At 32.7% G+C, this 15,153-nt stretch carries 11 protein-coding genes; 5 read left to right on the top strand and 6 right to left on the bottom strand.

What is annotated here, in order from left to right; genetic code table 11:
* Positions 1-75 precede the first annotated feature (75 nt).
* Positions 76-711, top strand: coding sequence for a class I SAM-dependent methyltransferase (locus tag ACYEKI_RS04300; RefSeq protein ID WP_459209929.1), 636 nt, complete (start codon positions 76-78; stop codon positions 709-711).
* A 50-nt stretch (positions 712-761) separates the two neighbouring features.
* On the top strand, positions 762-1,280 hold the full coding sequence (locus tag ACYEKI_RS04295; RefSeq protein ID WP_459209928.1) for a nucleoside monophosphate kinase: 519 nt from the start codon (positions 762-764) through the stop codon (positions 1,278-1,280).
* Here ACYEKI_RS04295 and ACYEKI_RS04290 read toward each other — a convergent pair.
* Positions 1,265-1,612, bottom strand: a complete 348-nt coding sequence (locus tag ACYEKI_RS04290; RefSeq protein WP_459209927.1) for a hypothetical protein — start codon at positions 1,610-1,612, stop codon at positions 1,265-1,267. The genes ACYEKI_RS04295 and ACYEKI_RS04290 overlap by 16 nt on opposite strands.
* A gap of 318 nt (positions 1,613-1,930) precedes the next feature.
* Here ACYEKI_RS04290 and ACYEKI_RS04285 point away from each other — a divergent pair, with 318 nt between their 5' ends.
* Positions 1,931-3,298, top strand: a complete 1,368-nt coding sequence (locus ACYEKI_RS04285) for a DUF4041 domain-containing protein (RefSeq protein WP_459209926.1) — start codon at positions 1,931-1,933, stop codon at positions 3,296-3,298.
* A gap of 66 nt (positions 3,299-3,364) precedes the next feature.
* Here ACYEKI_RS04285 and ACYEKI_RS04280 read toward each other — a convergent pair whose 3' ends face one another.
* Entirely contained in the window at positions 3,365-5,968 is a 2,604-nt protein-coding gene (locus ACYEKI_RS04280; RefSeq protein ID WP_459209925.1) for a zinc-dependent metalloprotease, read from the bottom strand.
* A gap of 249 nt (positions 5,969-6,217) precedes the next feature.
* Between ACYEKI_RS04280 and ACYEKI_RS04275 the strand changes: the two genes are divergently transcribed.
* Entirely contained in the window at positions 6,218-9,643 is a 3,426-nt protein-coding gene (locus tag ACYEKI_RS04275; RefSeq protein WP_459209924.1) for a methylmalonyl-CoA mutase family protein, read from the top strand.
* Positions 9,644-9,802: 159 nt separating this feature from the next.
* On the opposite strand, the gene secA is transcribed toward ACYEKI_RS04275, so the two are convergent.
* The 4 genes from secA to ACYEKI_RS04255 all read right to left on the bottom strand — a co-directional run bounded on the left by secA (position 9,803) and on the right by ACYEKI_RS04255 (position 14,391).
* Positions 9,803-13,165, bottom strand: a complete 3,363-nt coding sequence (secA, locus tag ACYEKI_RS04270; protein ID WP_459209923.1) for a preprotein translocase subunit SecA — start codon at positions 13,163-13,165, stop codon at positions 9,803-9,805.
* A gap of 81 nt (positions 13,166-13,246) precedes the next feature.
* Positions 13,247-13,468 carry a DUF2795 domain-containing protein gene (locus ACYEKI_RS04265; protein WP_006989959.1) on the bottom strand — a complete coding sequence of 74 codons (222 nt, stop codon included), beginning with the start codon at positions 13,466-13,468 and terminating at the stop codon, positions 13,247-13,249.
* Positions 13,469-13,605: 137 nt separating this feature from the next.
* Positions 13,606-14,178: a cob(I)yrinic acid a,c-diamide adenosyltransferase gene (locus ACYEKI_RS04260; protein ID WP_459209922.1), complete on the bottom strand. Its 573-nt coding sequence runs from the start codon at positions 14,176-14,178 to the stop codon at positions 13,606-13,608.
* A gap of 33 nt (positions 14,179-14,211) precedes the next feature.
* Positions 14,212-14,391: a hypothetical protein gene (locus tag ACYEKI_RS04255; RefSeq protein ID WP_459209921.1), complete on the bottom strand. Its 180-nt coding sequence runs from the start codon at positions 14,389-14,391 to the stop codon at positions 14,212-14,214.
* 133 nt (positions 14,392-14,524) lie between these two features.
* Here ACYEKI_RS04255 and recR point away from each other — a divergent pair, with 133 nt between their 5' ends.
* Positions 14,525-15,142, top strand: coding sequence for a recombination mediator RecR (gene recR, locus ACYEKI_RS04250; RefSeq protein WP_459209920.1), 618 nt, complete (start codon positions 14,525-14,527; stop codon positions 15,140-15,142).
* Positions 15,143-15,153: the final 11 nt, after the last annotated feature.

Here is a 15,153-nt window from a genome sequence, read left to right as displayed (position 1 = left end):
TATAAAGAAGATAACAGCTACTACTTTTGTTTACATCAAGAACATTAAGATTTTAATTTATTAAAAGATAAGATAATGAGTGAAGTAAATAAAAATAGCATATGGCATCAAAAATGGAACGAACGCTATAAGCAGTCTAGTTTTGCATACGGAAAACAACCTAATGTGTTTTTTGAAAAATGGTTAGCACAGTTTCCTTCAGGGAAAATCCTTATGCCAGCAGATGGAGAAGGGCGTAATGGAGTCTATGCAGCAACACAAGGATGGGAAGTGACTTCTCTTGATATAAGCGAAACAGGAAAAGACAAAGCATTTGAATTAGCAAAAGAGCATAAGGTAGAGATAACATACCAAGTAGCAGATTTGGCAGATTTAACGTTTAAACCAGCATCATTTGATGCTATAGGGTTAATTTATGCTCATTTTTTGGCAGCTGATAAAAGTAAGTTTCATACCAAACTTAATAGTTATCTAAAACCAGGAGGCATTATCATTTTTGAGGCATTTAGTAAAAAACACTTGAGTTATAATGCCAAAAACCCTGCAGTAGGAGGGCCAAAAGATATAACACAGCTCTATTCAAAAGAAGAGATACTAAGAGATTTTAAAGCTTATGATATCATTACATTAGAAGAAGAAGTAACACTTAAAGAAGGAACTTTTCATAATGGAGTAGGAGCTGTTATTAGATTTGTGGGAAGAAAACAATAAAATGGTGTGTTAATGAATGTTTTATAAAGATTTAAACCAGTTAGAAATACATGAAAAAAGCATATATAAGTATACAAATTTTCGGCAATGAGGAAGCAATAGCAGAAAAAATAAGTACTACCCATAATTTAAAAAAAATCGGAATAAGAAAACTCATTAAAAAACATTTAAGAGTGAATACGAGTGATGGTAAAGAAATAGCAGAAGTTGTAGAGAAAGGAGAACTTGTATCGTATACTAAAATAATGAGTTTATTAGAAAAAGAGTTACAAGATTCTTTTTCAGATGTATTGATATATCAACTACCTAACACTATAAACATAAAACAGCTAGAAGAATTGATAAATTGTTTAGAGGTAAAAGAATATGTATTACAAAATATCTATTTCATTACCCATGATGAAGAACAATTAACGCGAATAATGAAAAATAGAGTAGGAGAAAAACGTTTTCTAACTGAAAATTATAAAAATAGGATACAAAAGATAGTATTTAAAGAAGAAGAACTTTTCAATGAGATCAAAGAAAAATCATGGGTAAAAGTTTTTATTAATCAAAACATATCATAGAAAGCCATACGATCGTCTTCAAATTTTTTTAATGCAGGTATAGATAGCTCTAATAATATACTAGCATAGTTAAGGTATTCTTTACCAGTATGCTTTTTGAGTAAAGTGATTATAATTTCATAAGTGATAGGATGTTTTAAATCATTTATATCAAAAGAAGAATAACGCGCTTTAGATTTAGGATGTGATTTTCTAAATCGATAATATTGATTGTGATAATAATGAGCTACTTGTGCAGCAACAGTTCGTATAATAGTATCTGGAATTTTTGAACCAGCTATAGATGTATATGTCGTATATATGATCTTAAAAAACTGATGTTGACTATCCATATGTTCTTAATTAACTTTTTAATGATTAATATAAAATAAAAAACCTATAGTATTAAATATTGAATTGTATTTAATAATCAATTTTATAGGCTATCTGTCCAAAATATAAGTCTTACAAAAACTGTTATAAATTACCTTACGGAAAACCATAAACACTGATTAATTTAACAATACTTTATGCGGTAAAACCGTAAAAACCTTAGAGTAGTATTCTTTTTATTTGCCTGAAATTAAATAATAATACAGAAATAAATAATGATCACGGCAATAATAATTATAAGCAGTTTTATCGCTATTGGAATACTAATAAAAATAGTATTGGATAAATCTAAAAAGAATAAAGAGTTAAAGAATATTATAGATGAATATACCGAAAAATATAAAGGAATTATAGATGTAGATAAAGAAATAGCAGAGAAAATAAATACTTTCAATATAGAAAAAGAAGAATCTGAAAAAAGAATTGCTGAACTAAAAAGAGAGTTTACAGACTTAAAAGAAAAGTATTTATCTGCAGAGAAACTTTATCAAGAATTAAAGAAAGATAATGAGTTACTAAAAGATACTTTAGAAATAGCAGAATATGGATTTTATGAACCACATTTCGATTTAGATACGTCAGAAGACTATAAAGACAGCATTAAAGAAAATAAGGAAAAACAAAAAGATTTAATTTATCTAGGAAAAGCAGTTGTTTGTAAAACTAATTGGACTGTAGGTAATAGTCAGAAACAAGGTGAAGTAATGACAAAAAGGGCTATAAAATTAACTCTTCGAGCATTTAATGGAGAATGTGATACTCTTATAGCAAAAGTCAAATGGAATAATGTTGAACAATATGAAAAAAGGATAAGAAAGGTTTTTGAAGCTATAAACAAATTAAATGTTTCACAAGATATACATATTCAAGCAAGCTTTCTTTCATTAAAAATAGACGAATTAATGCTAACATATGGATATGCATTAAAGAAACAAGAAGAAAAGGATGAGCAAAAACGAATAAGAGAGCAGATTCGGGAAGAAGAAAAAGCTCGTAGAGATTTTGAAAAAGCTCAAAAAGAAGCTATAAAAGAAGAAAAGATGCTTCAACAAGCGATGGAAAAAGCTAGAAATGAAATTTTGAAATCTTCAGAAGAAGACAAACTTAAATATGAAGAGCAACTAAAAGAGTTGCTAATAAAATTGCAAGAAGCTGAAGATAAAAATAAAAGAGCTTTATCTATGGCGCAACAAACTAAATCGGGGCATGTTTATGTGATTTCGAATATAGGTTCTTTTGGAGAAAATGTATACAAGATAGGAATGACAAGAAGGTTAGAACCGATGGATAGAGTAAATGAATTAGGAGACGCCTCTGTTCCATTTAAGTTTGATGTTCATGCTATGATTTATTCAGAAAATGCTCCTGAGCTTGAAAATAAATTACATAAGGTGTTTAATAATAAGAGGCTTAATCATGTAAATTTAAGAAGAGAATATTTTAATATTTCATTAGATGAGATAGAAAAAGTTGTAAGAGAAAATTATGGAAAGATAGAATTTATTAAAGATGCAGAAGCTAAAGAATATAGAGAAAGCCTTGTTATTAAAGAACAAATAACAGCTAAGTTAAATAGAAAAGAAAATAAAGAAAGTCATGAAACTCCAATAAAACAAGAAATTGATGCTTTATTTGAGAGTATTTAATATAAAAAATAACCCCATATACAATTTGTATATGGGGCATCCTATCAGTAGTTCAAATAAATCCCCTTATTTGATCTCTTTAATTGTGTTATCAATTAAAGTCTTGATATGATCTCTATGGGCACGTGTTAACTGGTTTCCGCTTCCATTAGCAATAGAATTGCGGATTTTCTTTAAGTTATACAATGCCATAGACTTTGCTGCATACGTATATTTAGATCCTTTCGTATGCTTAGCGATAGCGATTAAACGCTTAGTGTATTCCAGTTGTAAGTTTTGTCTAAAAGTATTGATTGATCCTACAGCATCTGCCTTAAATACAGCATTATTAAGATCAGTCATAAACTGTGATAAGGTATATTCGTTTCCGTATAATTCTGAGTCAGAAATACGTTGTAATGTATTATGGTGTAAGATATGGTTCAATACTTCTTTTTGGTATCCTAAAATTTGGTTATGGATTTTTGGATCTTCTGGTCCACCAAAGAAGTTATATCCTCTACGTTGTAATGCTAAATAATTAAATAAATCATTAGGCATTTTATAAGCATCAGGAGCAAAAACATATTTAGCTAAAGCGTTCATTGCTCTTTTTTGATCTTCACGACTTACAGGAGTAAAAGGCTTTAACGTTTCGCTTTGCCCTACCATACTACGATCTACATAAACCCCACCAATAAATCTAGAAATAACATTACTAGCAGTAGCATATTGACGACCTAAGATATAGTATGACTGACGTAATTCTTGATAAGACTCTCCTTTATGAGTAGATTTCTCTTTAAGATTTTTCATCATAGAATTTACTAAATCCATACGATTAACAGAATATGTGATTTGATCGTTTGACATATCACCAATCATTACTCTAGGGTCAATAGCTTTACCTGGAGCTCTCATATCATCTGCGTCATTACCAAAAATTAACTCCGGACGTGTAGATTGATCTGCAATAGCATTAAGTTCTGCATCAGACTTAACAGGAGTGTATCCAAACTCAATAGCCCATACATCATAAGGTCCTACAGCAGTAGAATAATATGGCCCTTGCTTAGCAGGATCATTAGCAACATTGATAGCTGTATAATCCATTACAGAACCAGTAAGGCACTTGTCTTTAATTTTTTCAGGAGTATTTAACTCTTCAGGAGAAAACAATTGACTTGCTTTCATATTGTGGTTTAAACCTAAAGTATGACCAACTTCGTGCATGATTAATTCTTTCATAGCTTGACGTTTCATACCTTTCATTTCAAGATCACTAGCTCCCATTGCCATTAATGCAGCTTGACCAAACAAAGTGTTTTCTTGCATACGGTGTCCATAAGAACAATATACTGTTTCGTTAGGTTTAGTTGTAATCGGTAATTGGCTTTGTGTTTCACTAGCAGCCGCTAGGTTAAAGATATTGTCATATTTCACACGATTTGTATGAAAAACAAACTCTAGCATAATATCTGCTCCTAAAATTTGACCAGTTCTAGGGTTTACAAAACTAGGACCATATCCACCAAAAGGAGGATTAGGAGAAGAAGTCCAGCGCAATACATTATAACGAATATCTCCAGCATCCCAATCAGCATCATCTGGTTGTACTTTTACAACCATAGCATTTTTAAATCCTGCTTTTTCAAAAGCTACATTCCATTCTAGAACAGCTTCTTTAATAGTTTCTCTAAACTCTACTGGAGTAGTATTTTCTATCCACCATTCTATAGGCTGTACAGGCTCTGATATCGCAGCATTAGGATCTTTTTTCTCTAAGTGCCAGCGGTGAATTAGATCTCTATAAGGTGTATGACTAGCAGAAGTCATATCTGTAACTCCTGTAAGGAAATACCCAATTCTAGGATCGTCAAAACGTGCTTGGTAGCTATTCTCAGGCATTTCAATCAATACGTGATCAACTTTGATCGTTACATTACGACCATCAGTAACTGCATCAGAACCTCCGTTTAATACAGAACCTTTTGAATATACATAGTGACTGGTGATATTAGTGTTTTCTGGATAATTTTTGATACGACCAATTTTGGTTTTATCCTTACTCAAAGAACCTAATTTAAATGCAAATGGAGATTGCCCTGGGAAACTAGGATTTTTGATTTGATCAAAAGTTTCTTTGATAAATAAATCATCAGATTTAATTAAGTATAATCCTTTGTCTTTATCATGAGTTTCTATTTTTAAACTAGCCATGATACCTTCACTAATATTAGCTTCGGCAGACTTAGAAAGTGCATTGTTTTTATCAAAGTAAAAAGAAGTGTTCTGTGTTTTAAACTCTAATTTGTTATAGTGCTTTTCTATTCTAAAAACTTTAGCACCACGATATGATCCTCTAAAAGATCCAGCATCAAGAACCCCATCAGCAATTTGACTGAAATAAATAAAGTCTTTATTTAATTGATCTTCTTTAATTAATAATTGGGTAGTTCCGCTGATAGAATCTCTATAAATGGTAAAAAGACCTTCGATTTTCTCACTTTTTTTAGTAAGCTCATCGATAGACTTTTCTTTACTCTTTTTCTCTGTGTCTACTTGTTCTGTCTTTCCTTTTTTAGATTTTTTCTTCTTTCTTCGTTGTGCTTGCATATCTGTAACACCTACAGTAAGTAGCATTAAAGAGGACAAGAAAATAGCCCATTTTTTAGATGATGTTGATATCATTTTAGTTAAAAATTTAATTTATGTTGACAATATATTGTTTTCCCGTAATATGAAAGTTTCTTTTAATGTTAGATTAACATTTAGGTAAAATGTTACAGTTAAAAATGTGTTAATTGAAAAAAAATAATGTTTGATTATATTTAATGAAAGTATATATATAATGAAACGAATTATATAATTCTAAAAAAATAATCGTTTTTAATGCGTATTTCGTAAATTAGCAGCACTTAAAATATTTTTTGAATATAGATGGAACAAATAGCACCATATACCCCTAAACATAAAGTAAGAATTGTAACAGCCGCTTCGTTGTTTGACGGACACGATGCCGCTATTAATATCATGCGTAGAATCATTCAATCTACAGGAGTAGAAGTGATTCATTTAGGACACGATCGCAGTGTAGAAGAAGTTGTGAATTGTGCTATCCAAGAAGATGCAAATGCTATCGCGATGACTTCTTATCAAGGAGGACATAACGAATATTTTAAATATATGTATGATTTGCTTCAAGAAAAAGGAGCAGGACATATAAAAATCTTTGGTGGAGGAGGAGGAGTAATCCTTCCAGAAGAGATCAAAGAATTAATGGATTATGGTATCACACGTATCTATTCTCCAGATGATGGTCGCGAAATGGGACTTCAAGGAATGATTAATGACTTGGTAATGCAATCTGATTATGCAATCGGAGATGCATTAAATGGTGAAGCAGCACATTTAGCGTCTAAAGAAATAGGAGCTATTGCACGTGTGATTTCTGCAGCAGAAAACTTTCCTGAAGTAGCAAAAGAGACATTAGCTCAAATTCATGAGAAAAATAAGACTTCAAAAACTCCAGTATTAGGAATCACGGGTACTGGTGGAGCAGGTAAGTCTTCGTTAGTAGATGAGCTAGTACGTCGTTTCTTAATCGATTTCCCTGAAAAGACTATAGGATTAATTTCTGTAGATCCTTCTAAAAGAAAAACTGGAGGAGCTTTATTAGGAGATCGTATTCGTATGAATGCAATTAACAACAAGCGTGTATACATGCGTTCGCTTGCTACACGACAATCTAATTTGGCATTATCAAAATACGTATCTGAAGCTGTTGAGGTATTAAAAGCAGCAGAATATGATTTGATTATATTAGAAACATCAGGAATTGGGCAATCAGATACAGAAATCTTAGAACATTCTGATGTATCGCTATATGTGATGACTCCAGAATTTGGAGCAGCGACACAATTAGAGAAAATCGATATGCTTGATTTTGCAGATTTGGTAGCGATCAACAAGTTTGATAAAAGAGGAGCTCTAGATGCATTAAGAGATGTAAAAAAGCAATACCAGCGTAATCATAACTTATGGCATGATGATCCAGAAACCTTACCCGTATATGGTACTATAGCATCACAATTCAATGATCCAGGGATGAATACGTTGTATAAGTCTATCATGGATAAGATTGAAGAAAAAACAGATGCTGATTTAAAATCAGAATTTCATATCTCTAAAGAAATGTCTGAAAAAATATTTGTGATACCACCAGCACGTACACGTTATTTATCAGAGATTTCAGAGAACAATAGAGCATACGATAGTAAAGCTTTAACACAAGAACAAGTAGCTCAAAAATTATATGGAATCTATAAAACCATAGAATCTGTAGTAGGGCAAGTTCCAGAATTGATAAAATCTGGAATTAATGAAGAAACTATAACAACGACAGAAGAAAATAAAGAATTCGTTGCTTTATTATTAAAAGAATTTGATCGTGTAAAAATGGATTTGGATCCTTATAACTGGGAAATTATCACAGGATGGGATGCTAAAGTTGAAAAATACAAGAATCCAATTTATACGTTTAAAGTACGTGATAAAGAGATTAAAATTGAAACACATACAGAGTCGTTATCACATACACAAATTCCTAAAGTAGCTTTACCAAAATATAAAGCATGGGGAGATGTTTTAAAATGGAGTTTACAAGAAAATGTACCAGGAGAGTTCCCTTATGCATCAGGGTTATATCCGTTTAAGCGTACAGGAGAAGATCCTACACGTATGTTTGCAGGAGAAGGAGGACCAGAACGTACTAATAGACGTTTCCATTATGTAAGTTTAGGAATGCCAGCAAAACGTTTATCAACGGCGTTTGACTCTGTAACATTATATGGTAATGATCCAGATCATAGACCAGATATATATGGTAAAATTGGTAATGCAGGAGTATCGATTTGCTGCCTTGATGATGCAAAAAAGTTATATTCAGGATTTAACTTGGCTCATGCTTTGACATCGGTGAGTATGACGATTAATGGGCCTGCCCCTATGTTATTAGGATTCTTTATGAATGCTGCTATCGATCAGCAATGTGAATTGTATATCAAAGAACATGGATTAGAAGCAGCGATTGAAGCTAAGATAGCTGCGATTTACAAAGAAAAAGGTACAGAACGTCCGCGTTATAATGGAGAATTACCAGAAGGTAATGATGGATTAGGATTAATGCTTTTAGGAGTAACAGGAGATCAAGTGTTACCTACAGACGTTTATCAAGAAATAAAAACAAAAACATTGAGTTCTGTTCGTGGTACTGTACAAGCAGATATCCTTAAAGAAGATCAAGCTCAAAATACCTGTATTTTCTCTACAGAATTTGCATTGCGATTAATGGGAGATGTACAAGAGTACTTTATAGAAAAGAATGTACGTAACTTCTATTCTGTGTCTATTTCAGGATATCATATTGCTGAGGCAGGAGCAAATCCTATCACGCAATTGGCATTAACTCTTGCTAATGGATTTACATATGTAGAATATTATTTAAGTAGAGGGATGGATATCAATAAATTTGGTCCTAACTTATCCTTCTTCTTCTCAAACGGAATTGATCCAGAATATGCTGTAATTGGTCGTGTTGCTCGTAAGATTTGGGCGAAAGCTTTAAAACATAAATACGGAGCAAATCCTAGAGCGCAAATGTTGAAATATCACATTCAAACTTCAGGACGTTCATTACATGCACAGGAGATTGATTTTAATGATATCCGTACAACACTTCAGGCGTTATATGCAATCTATGATAACTGTAATTCTTTACATACAAACGCTTATGACGAGGCGATTACAACACCTACAGAGGCTAGTGTACGTAGAGCAATGGCAATACAGTTAATTATCAATAAAGAATTAGGATTGGCTAAAAACGAAAATCCAATTCAAGGATCATTTATTATTGAAGAATTAACAGATCTTGTTGAAGAAGCAGTATTAGCAGAGTTTGATCGTATTACCGAAAGAGGTGGAGTATTAGGTGCAATGGAAACAATGTACCAGCGTAGTAAAATTCAAGAAGAAAGTCTATACTACGAAACATTAAAACATACAGGAGAATTCCCTATTATAGGTGTAAATACATTCTTGAGTAGTGAAGGATCACCTACTGTAACACCAGCAGAGGTAATTCGTGCAACAGAAGAAGAGAAACAATTCCAAATTAATACTCTTGAAGAATTACACAAGTCTTATGCAGATGAAACCAAAGAGTTACTAAAAGACTTACAACACAAGGCTATTCATAATGAAAATATCTTTGAAGCCTTAATGGAAGTATGTAAAAAATGTTCTTTAGGTCAAATTACAAGCGCATTATTTGAAGTAGGAGGACAGTACAGAAGAAACATGTAATAGCTTTTCAATTCAACTAAAATATAATTAAAAAAACCGTCTATAAGACGGTTTTTTTATACCACTGAAATAAGGATACGTTAGCTTTTAAATAGCATTATAATAAAAAAGCGAAGTAATCTTACTTCGCTTTTTCTATATTCAATTATTAAGTGTTTTTTAGTTTTGGATCAATACCCACTCACCACTCTCAAGTAAAGGAATAGCTTGTTTAAACTTCACAGTTTTGTTTTCACCATTTCTTACATTTTTGATAGTAACCTTATCATTACGACCTATTTTAGGTTGTTCTCTTGTGATAGTTTCAGTTACTCGTGGTTGTTGCTGTTGTGTTGTTTGACCAGCAGCTCTAGCTTGAGCAGCGCGCTCATCCATATTTAAAACTTCTTCTTTTGAAGTTTCAAGCGCTTCTTTAGGAGCTTCTTGACGAGCTTCGGCTATGTTTTGCTGAGGTGCAGTAGGTAATTCTCCTTTAAATAAGAAAGAAATGATCTCTTTGTTTACCTCTTCTATCATCGCTTTAAATAATTCAAAAGCTTCAAACTTATAAATTAATAAAGGATCTTTTTGCTCATGAACAGCAAGCTGTACACTTTGCTTTAACTCATCCATTTTACGTAAATGAGTCTTCCAAGCATCATCGATAATAGCTAACGAAATATTCTTTTCAAAATCAGTAATCAATTGTTTACCTTCAGTTTCATATGCTTTTTGAAGATTTGTAGCAACATTTAATGATTTGATACCATCTGTAAAAGGAACTAGTATACGTTCAAAATTACTCTCAGGATTCTCATATACGTGTTTAATTACAGGGAAAGCAGTTTCTGCATTACGCTTCATTTTATCTTGATAATGCTCATAAGCAGCTTTATATACGATACCAGCAATTGTCTGTGGATCTTTCTTCTCAAATTCTGCAGCAGTAATAGGACTACTGATAGAGAAGTAACGAATCAATTCAAATTCGAAGTTTTTAAAATCTAACGCATTTTTGTTAGATTCAGCAATAACTTCGGCAGTATCATAAATCATGTTTGCGATATCTACACGTAAACGCTCTCCAAATAATGCATGATAACGTCTTTTGTATACTACCTCACGTTGTGCATTCATTACATCATCATACTCAAGTAGACGTTTACGAACACCAAAGTTATTTTCTTCTACTTTTTTCTGTGCACGTTCGATAGATTTAGAAATCATAGAGTGTTGAATCACTTCACCTTCTTGAAGTCCAATTCTATCCATCATCTTAGCGATACGCTCAGAACCGAATAAACGCATTAAGTTATCCTCAAGAGATACGTAGAATTGAGAACTACCTGGATCTCCTTGACGACCAGAACGACCACGTAACTGTCTATCTACACGACGAGAATCATGACGCTCTGTACCGATGATAGCTAAACCACCAGCATCTTTTACTTCTTTACTCAATTTAATATCGGTACCACGACCAGCCATATTGGTAGCAATAGTTACAATACCAGGATTACCAGCTTCTGCAACAATATCTGCTTCTTGTTTATGCAATTTGGCATTCAGTACATTATGAGGTACTTTACGAATAGTAAGCATACGGCTTAATAATTCTGAGATTTCTACAGAAGTAGTACCAATAAGAACTGGACGACCAGATTTTGATAACTTAGTAACCTCGTCGATTACTGCATTATATTTTTCACGTTTAGTTTTATAAACCAAATCATCTCTATCAAAACGAGCGATAGGTCTATTAGTAGGAATCTCTACAACATCAAGTTTATAGATTTCCCATAATTCTCCCGCTTCTGTAACAGCAGTACCGGTCATACCAGATAACTTGCGATACATACGGAAATAATTTTGTAATGTTACTGTAGCAAAAGTCTGTGTAGCATCCTCAATGTTTACATTTTCTTTGGCTTCAAGTGCTTGGTGTAAACCATCAGAGAAACGACGACCATCCATGATACGTCCCGTTTGCTCATCAACGATTTTTACTTTATTGTCCATTACAACATACTCTACATCTTTTTCAAACAATGAATAAGCCTTTAATAATTGGCGTAATGTATGGATACGTTCACTCTTTATGCTGTAGTCTCTTAATAAGACTTCTTTCTTTTCTGCTTCTTCTTCCTTACTTAAGTTGAGTTTTTCAATTTTGTCAATCTCGATTCCGATTTCAGGAAGTACAAAGAAATCAGGATCTTCTTTTCCAGAAAGGTATTCAACCCCTTTATCAGTAAGGTCGATTTGATTATTTTTTTCTTCAATTACATAATACAATTCCGCATCAACTTTGTGCATTTCGCGGTTATTGTCTTGCATATAGAAGTTTTCAGTCTTTTGTAATAGCTGTTTGATTCCTTCTTCACTTAAAAACTTGATTAAGGCTTTGTTTTTAGGGATACCTCTATAAACACGTAATAATTTAAATCCACCATCTTTGGTATCACCTTCTTTGATTAATTTTTTAGCTTCAGCTAAAACTCCAATAAGGTATTTACGTTGTTTTTCTACAACATCAGCAATTTTTGGCTTCAATAAAGTAAACTCATGAACATCTCCTTTAGGAACAGGTCCAGAAATAATTAAAGGAGTACGTGCATCATCAACAAGTACAGAATCTACCTCATCAATAATAGCATAGTTATGAGGTTTTTGTACTAGATCATCTGGCGAGTGTGCCATATTATCACGTAGGTAATCAAAACCAAATTCATTGTTTGTACCATAAGTAATATCGCTATTATATGCGTTACGACGTTCTGGCGAATTAGGTCTGTGATTATCGATACAATCTACTGTAAGTCCGTGAAACTGGAATAACGGAGCCATCCATTCACTATCACGACGTGCCAAGTAATCATTAACCGTTACAAGGTGCACACCATTACCCGTTAAGGCATTAAGATATACAGGTAATGTCGCTACAAGCGTTTTACCTTCTCCAGTTTGCATTTCGGCAATTTTACCTTCATGCATGGCTATACCACCAATCAACTGTACATCGTAGTGGATCATATCCCATTTTACTTCTTTACCAGCAGCATTCCAACTAGTTGCCCAGATAGCATTTTCACCATCAAGAGTAACGTATTCTTTCTCTCCTGATAACTCACGATCATATGCAGATGCTGTAACAGTAACTTGATCGTTTTTTGCAAAACGCTTAGCAGTTTCTTTTACAACAGCAAAAGCCTCTGGAAGAATTTCATGAAGTACTTTTTCGGTAATCTCATAAGCTTCATCTTTAAGTTTATCGATCTGATTATAAATATCTTCTTTACGATCAATATCCTCTGTAGTTTCAGCTTCTTGAACTAATGCTTCAATTTTTGATTGCGTATCTTGCCTAGCATCGTTTATCTTTTGCTTAAACTCAGTAGTTTTAGCACGCAATTCATCTAGAGATAGCCCTTCAAGTACTTTCTCTGCTTTTTTAATTAATTCAACTTTAGGTTGAATTTCTTTAATATCTTTTTTGGATTTATCTCCAACAAATATTTTTAATACAGAATCTAAAATTCCCATAGTCTGGATATGTGTTTATGCGTGGTAAATTACGCAAAAAAAAAGCCTCTTTCGAGACTTTCAATTATTTTAAAAAAATTATTAATATTCATCCTCGTTCCAAAGATAATCTTCGTCGGTAGGATAATCAGGCCAAATCTCTTCTATGGAATCATAAGAATCTCCCTCATCCTCGATAGACTGTAGGTTTTCTACAACCTCCAGCGGAGCTCCGGTACGAATTGCATAGTCGATTAACTCATCTTTAGTTGCTGGCCAAGGTGCATCACTTAAATAAGATGCTAATTCTAAAGTCCAATACATTTCTTTACTGGTTTTATTTTTTGCAAAAATAATTTTTTAGTTGAAAAAGTCAAGTAAAAAATCAATTATTTAATCATTAATTATAAGAACGTGATTTTGTGAGGGTTTATGTTAAGAAATCCTTAAGAAAATTAAGGTTAATTTCTTTCTGGAACCCATTTTACTTCATCAGCTTGTAGATCAAATGTCAACTTCCGTGCCAGTACAAAAAGGTAGTCAGATAGTCGGTTTAAATATTGCAAAGCGGTATCTTCAAATGGTTCAATTTCATACAAGGCAGTTGATAAACGTTCGGCTCTACGGCATACACAGCGGGCTATATGACAGAATGACACAGTTTGATGCCCACCTGGTAGCACAAAATGCGTCATAGGTGGTAAACTCGTGTCCATAGTATCCATTTCTTGCTCTAAATACTCAATATCCGAGTCTTTTATTTTTTTGATATCAAGACGTTCTTTACCACTTTTTAAAACCATTTTTTCTGGATCTGTAGCTAGAATAGCTCCAATAGTAAAGAGTTTATGTTGGATATCTATCAATACTTCTTTATAATGTGGATTGATCTCTTGATCACGTATCAGTCCTATATATGAGTTTAATTCGTCAATAGTTCCATAACTATCTATACGAATATGATGCTTAGGCACTCGAGTTCCACCAAATAATGCAGTGGTTCCTTTATCTCCTGTTTTGGTATATACTTTCATCTTTAATAGTAGTAGATCGATATAATAGAAAACTTACAGTTTACGATCTTTATTTTTTGACTTATTATAATAGTTTTTTCTAAAGTTACGTTCGTCACGATTATACAACCTATTTTTATTGCGTTTTGAATTCCATCGCACAAGTGCAAAGAGGATAGCAATAGCTATAATGAGTAATATAAGTTGATTCTCTTCAGAAATTGATGCTAACATGATACTAACTTTTGAAGTAAAAATAGTGAAATGTATAGAAAGTCAAGAAATACCTAAAAAACTTTGAAAAATTGTACATGATATAAAATGTGATTTTATAGAGAGATAGTTTAGAAAATGTTAAATTTGCGCTATGGAATTTTCTTCAAAACTACTAGAAAACGCAGTATACGAAGTGTCTCAACTCCCAGGGATCGGTAAGCGTACAGCTTTGCGTTTGGTTTTACATTTATTAAGACAACCAGAATCACAAACATTGCAATTAATAACAGCTTTAGGCAATTTAAGAGCAGAAATTAAGTTTTGTAAAAGTTGTCACAATATAAGTGATGTAGAAATATGTGAAATCTGTAGTAATCCGCTTCGAAATAAAGAAATTGTATGTATTGTAGAAGACGTACGAGATGTAATGGCGATAGAGAATACGGGGCATTATAAAGGATTATACCATGTTTTAGGTGGTAAAATAAGTCCGCTTGACGGTATAGGACCTCATGATTTAACCATAGAAGCATTGATAAAAAAGGTAAAAGAAGGTACTGTAAAAGAATTAATCTTTGCATTAAGTGCAACTATGGAAGGTGATACTACAAATTTTTATATTTACAAGCAATTAAACGGATTTGATGTAAAAACTACTACGATTGCTAGAGGTATAGGAGTTAATGACGAATTAGAATATGCAGACGAAGTAACCTTAGGACGTAGTATCTTACATAGAATTCCGTTTGAAAATGCAATAAAAAGCTAAACTAATTTATC

Source organism: Aquimarina rhabdastrellae, assembly GCA_947387485.1.
Classification (GTDB): Bacteria; Bacteroidota; Bacteroidia; order Flavobacteriales; family Flavobacteriaceae; genus Aquimarina.
Note: the sequence above shows the minus strand (reverse complement) of the source record. Positions and strands in the feature narration are given on the sequence as shown.

Bases quoted from the DNA above. Each gene is read 5' to 3' on its own strand.
- ACYEKI_RS04300 (WP_459209929.1), top strand. From the start codon at position 76: ATGAGTGAAGTAAATAAAAATAGCATATGGCATCAAAAATGGAACGAA.
- ACYEKI_RS04295 (WP_459209928.1), top strand. From the start codon at position 762: ATGAAAAAAGCATATATAAGTATACAAATTTTCGGCAATGAGGAAGCA.
- ACYEKI_RS04290 (WP_459209927.1), bottom strand. From the start codon at position 1,612: ATGGATAGTCAACATCAGTTTTTTAAGATCATATATACGACATATACA.
- ACYEKI_RS04280 (WP_459209925.1), bottom strand. From the start codon at position 5,968: ATGATATCAACATCATCTAAAAAATGGGCTATTTTCTTGTCCTCTTTA.
- ACYEKI_RS04275 (WP_459209924.1), top strand. From the start codon at position 6,218: ATGGAACAAATAGCACCATATACCCCTAAACATAAAGTAAGAATTGTA.
- secA (WP_459209923.1), bottom strand. From the start codon at position 13,165: ATGGGAATTTTAGATTCTGTATTAAAAATATTTGTTGGAGATAAATCC.
- ACYEKI_RS04265 (WP_006989959.1), bottom strand. From the start codon at position 13,468: ATGTATTGGACTTTAGAATTAGCATCTTATTTAAGTGATGCACCTTGG.
- ACYEKI_RS04260 (WP_459209922.1), bottom strand. From the start codon at position 14,178: ATGAAAGTATATACCAAAACAGGAGATAAAGGAACCACTGCATTATTT.
- ACYEKI_RS04255 (WP_459209921.1), bottom strand. From the start codon at position 14,391: ATGTTAGCATCAATTTCTGAAGAGAATCAACTTATATTACTCATTATA.
- recR (WP_459209920.1), top strand. From the start codon at position 14,525: ATGGAATTTTCTTCAAAACTACTAGAAAACGCAGTATACGAAGTGTCT.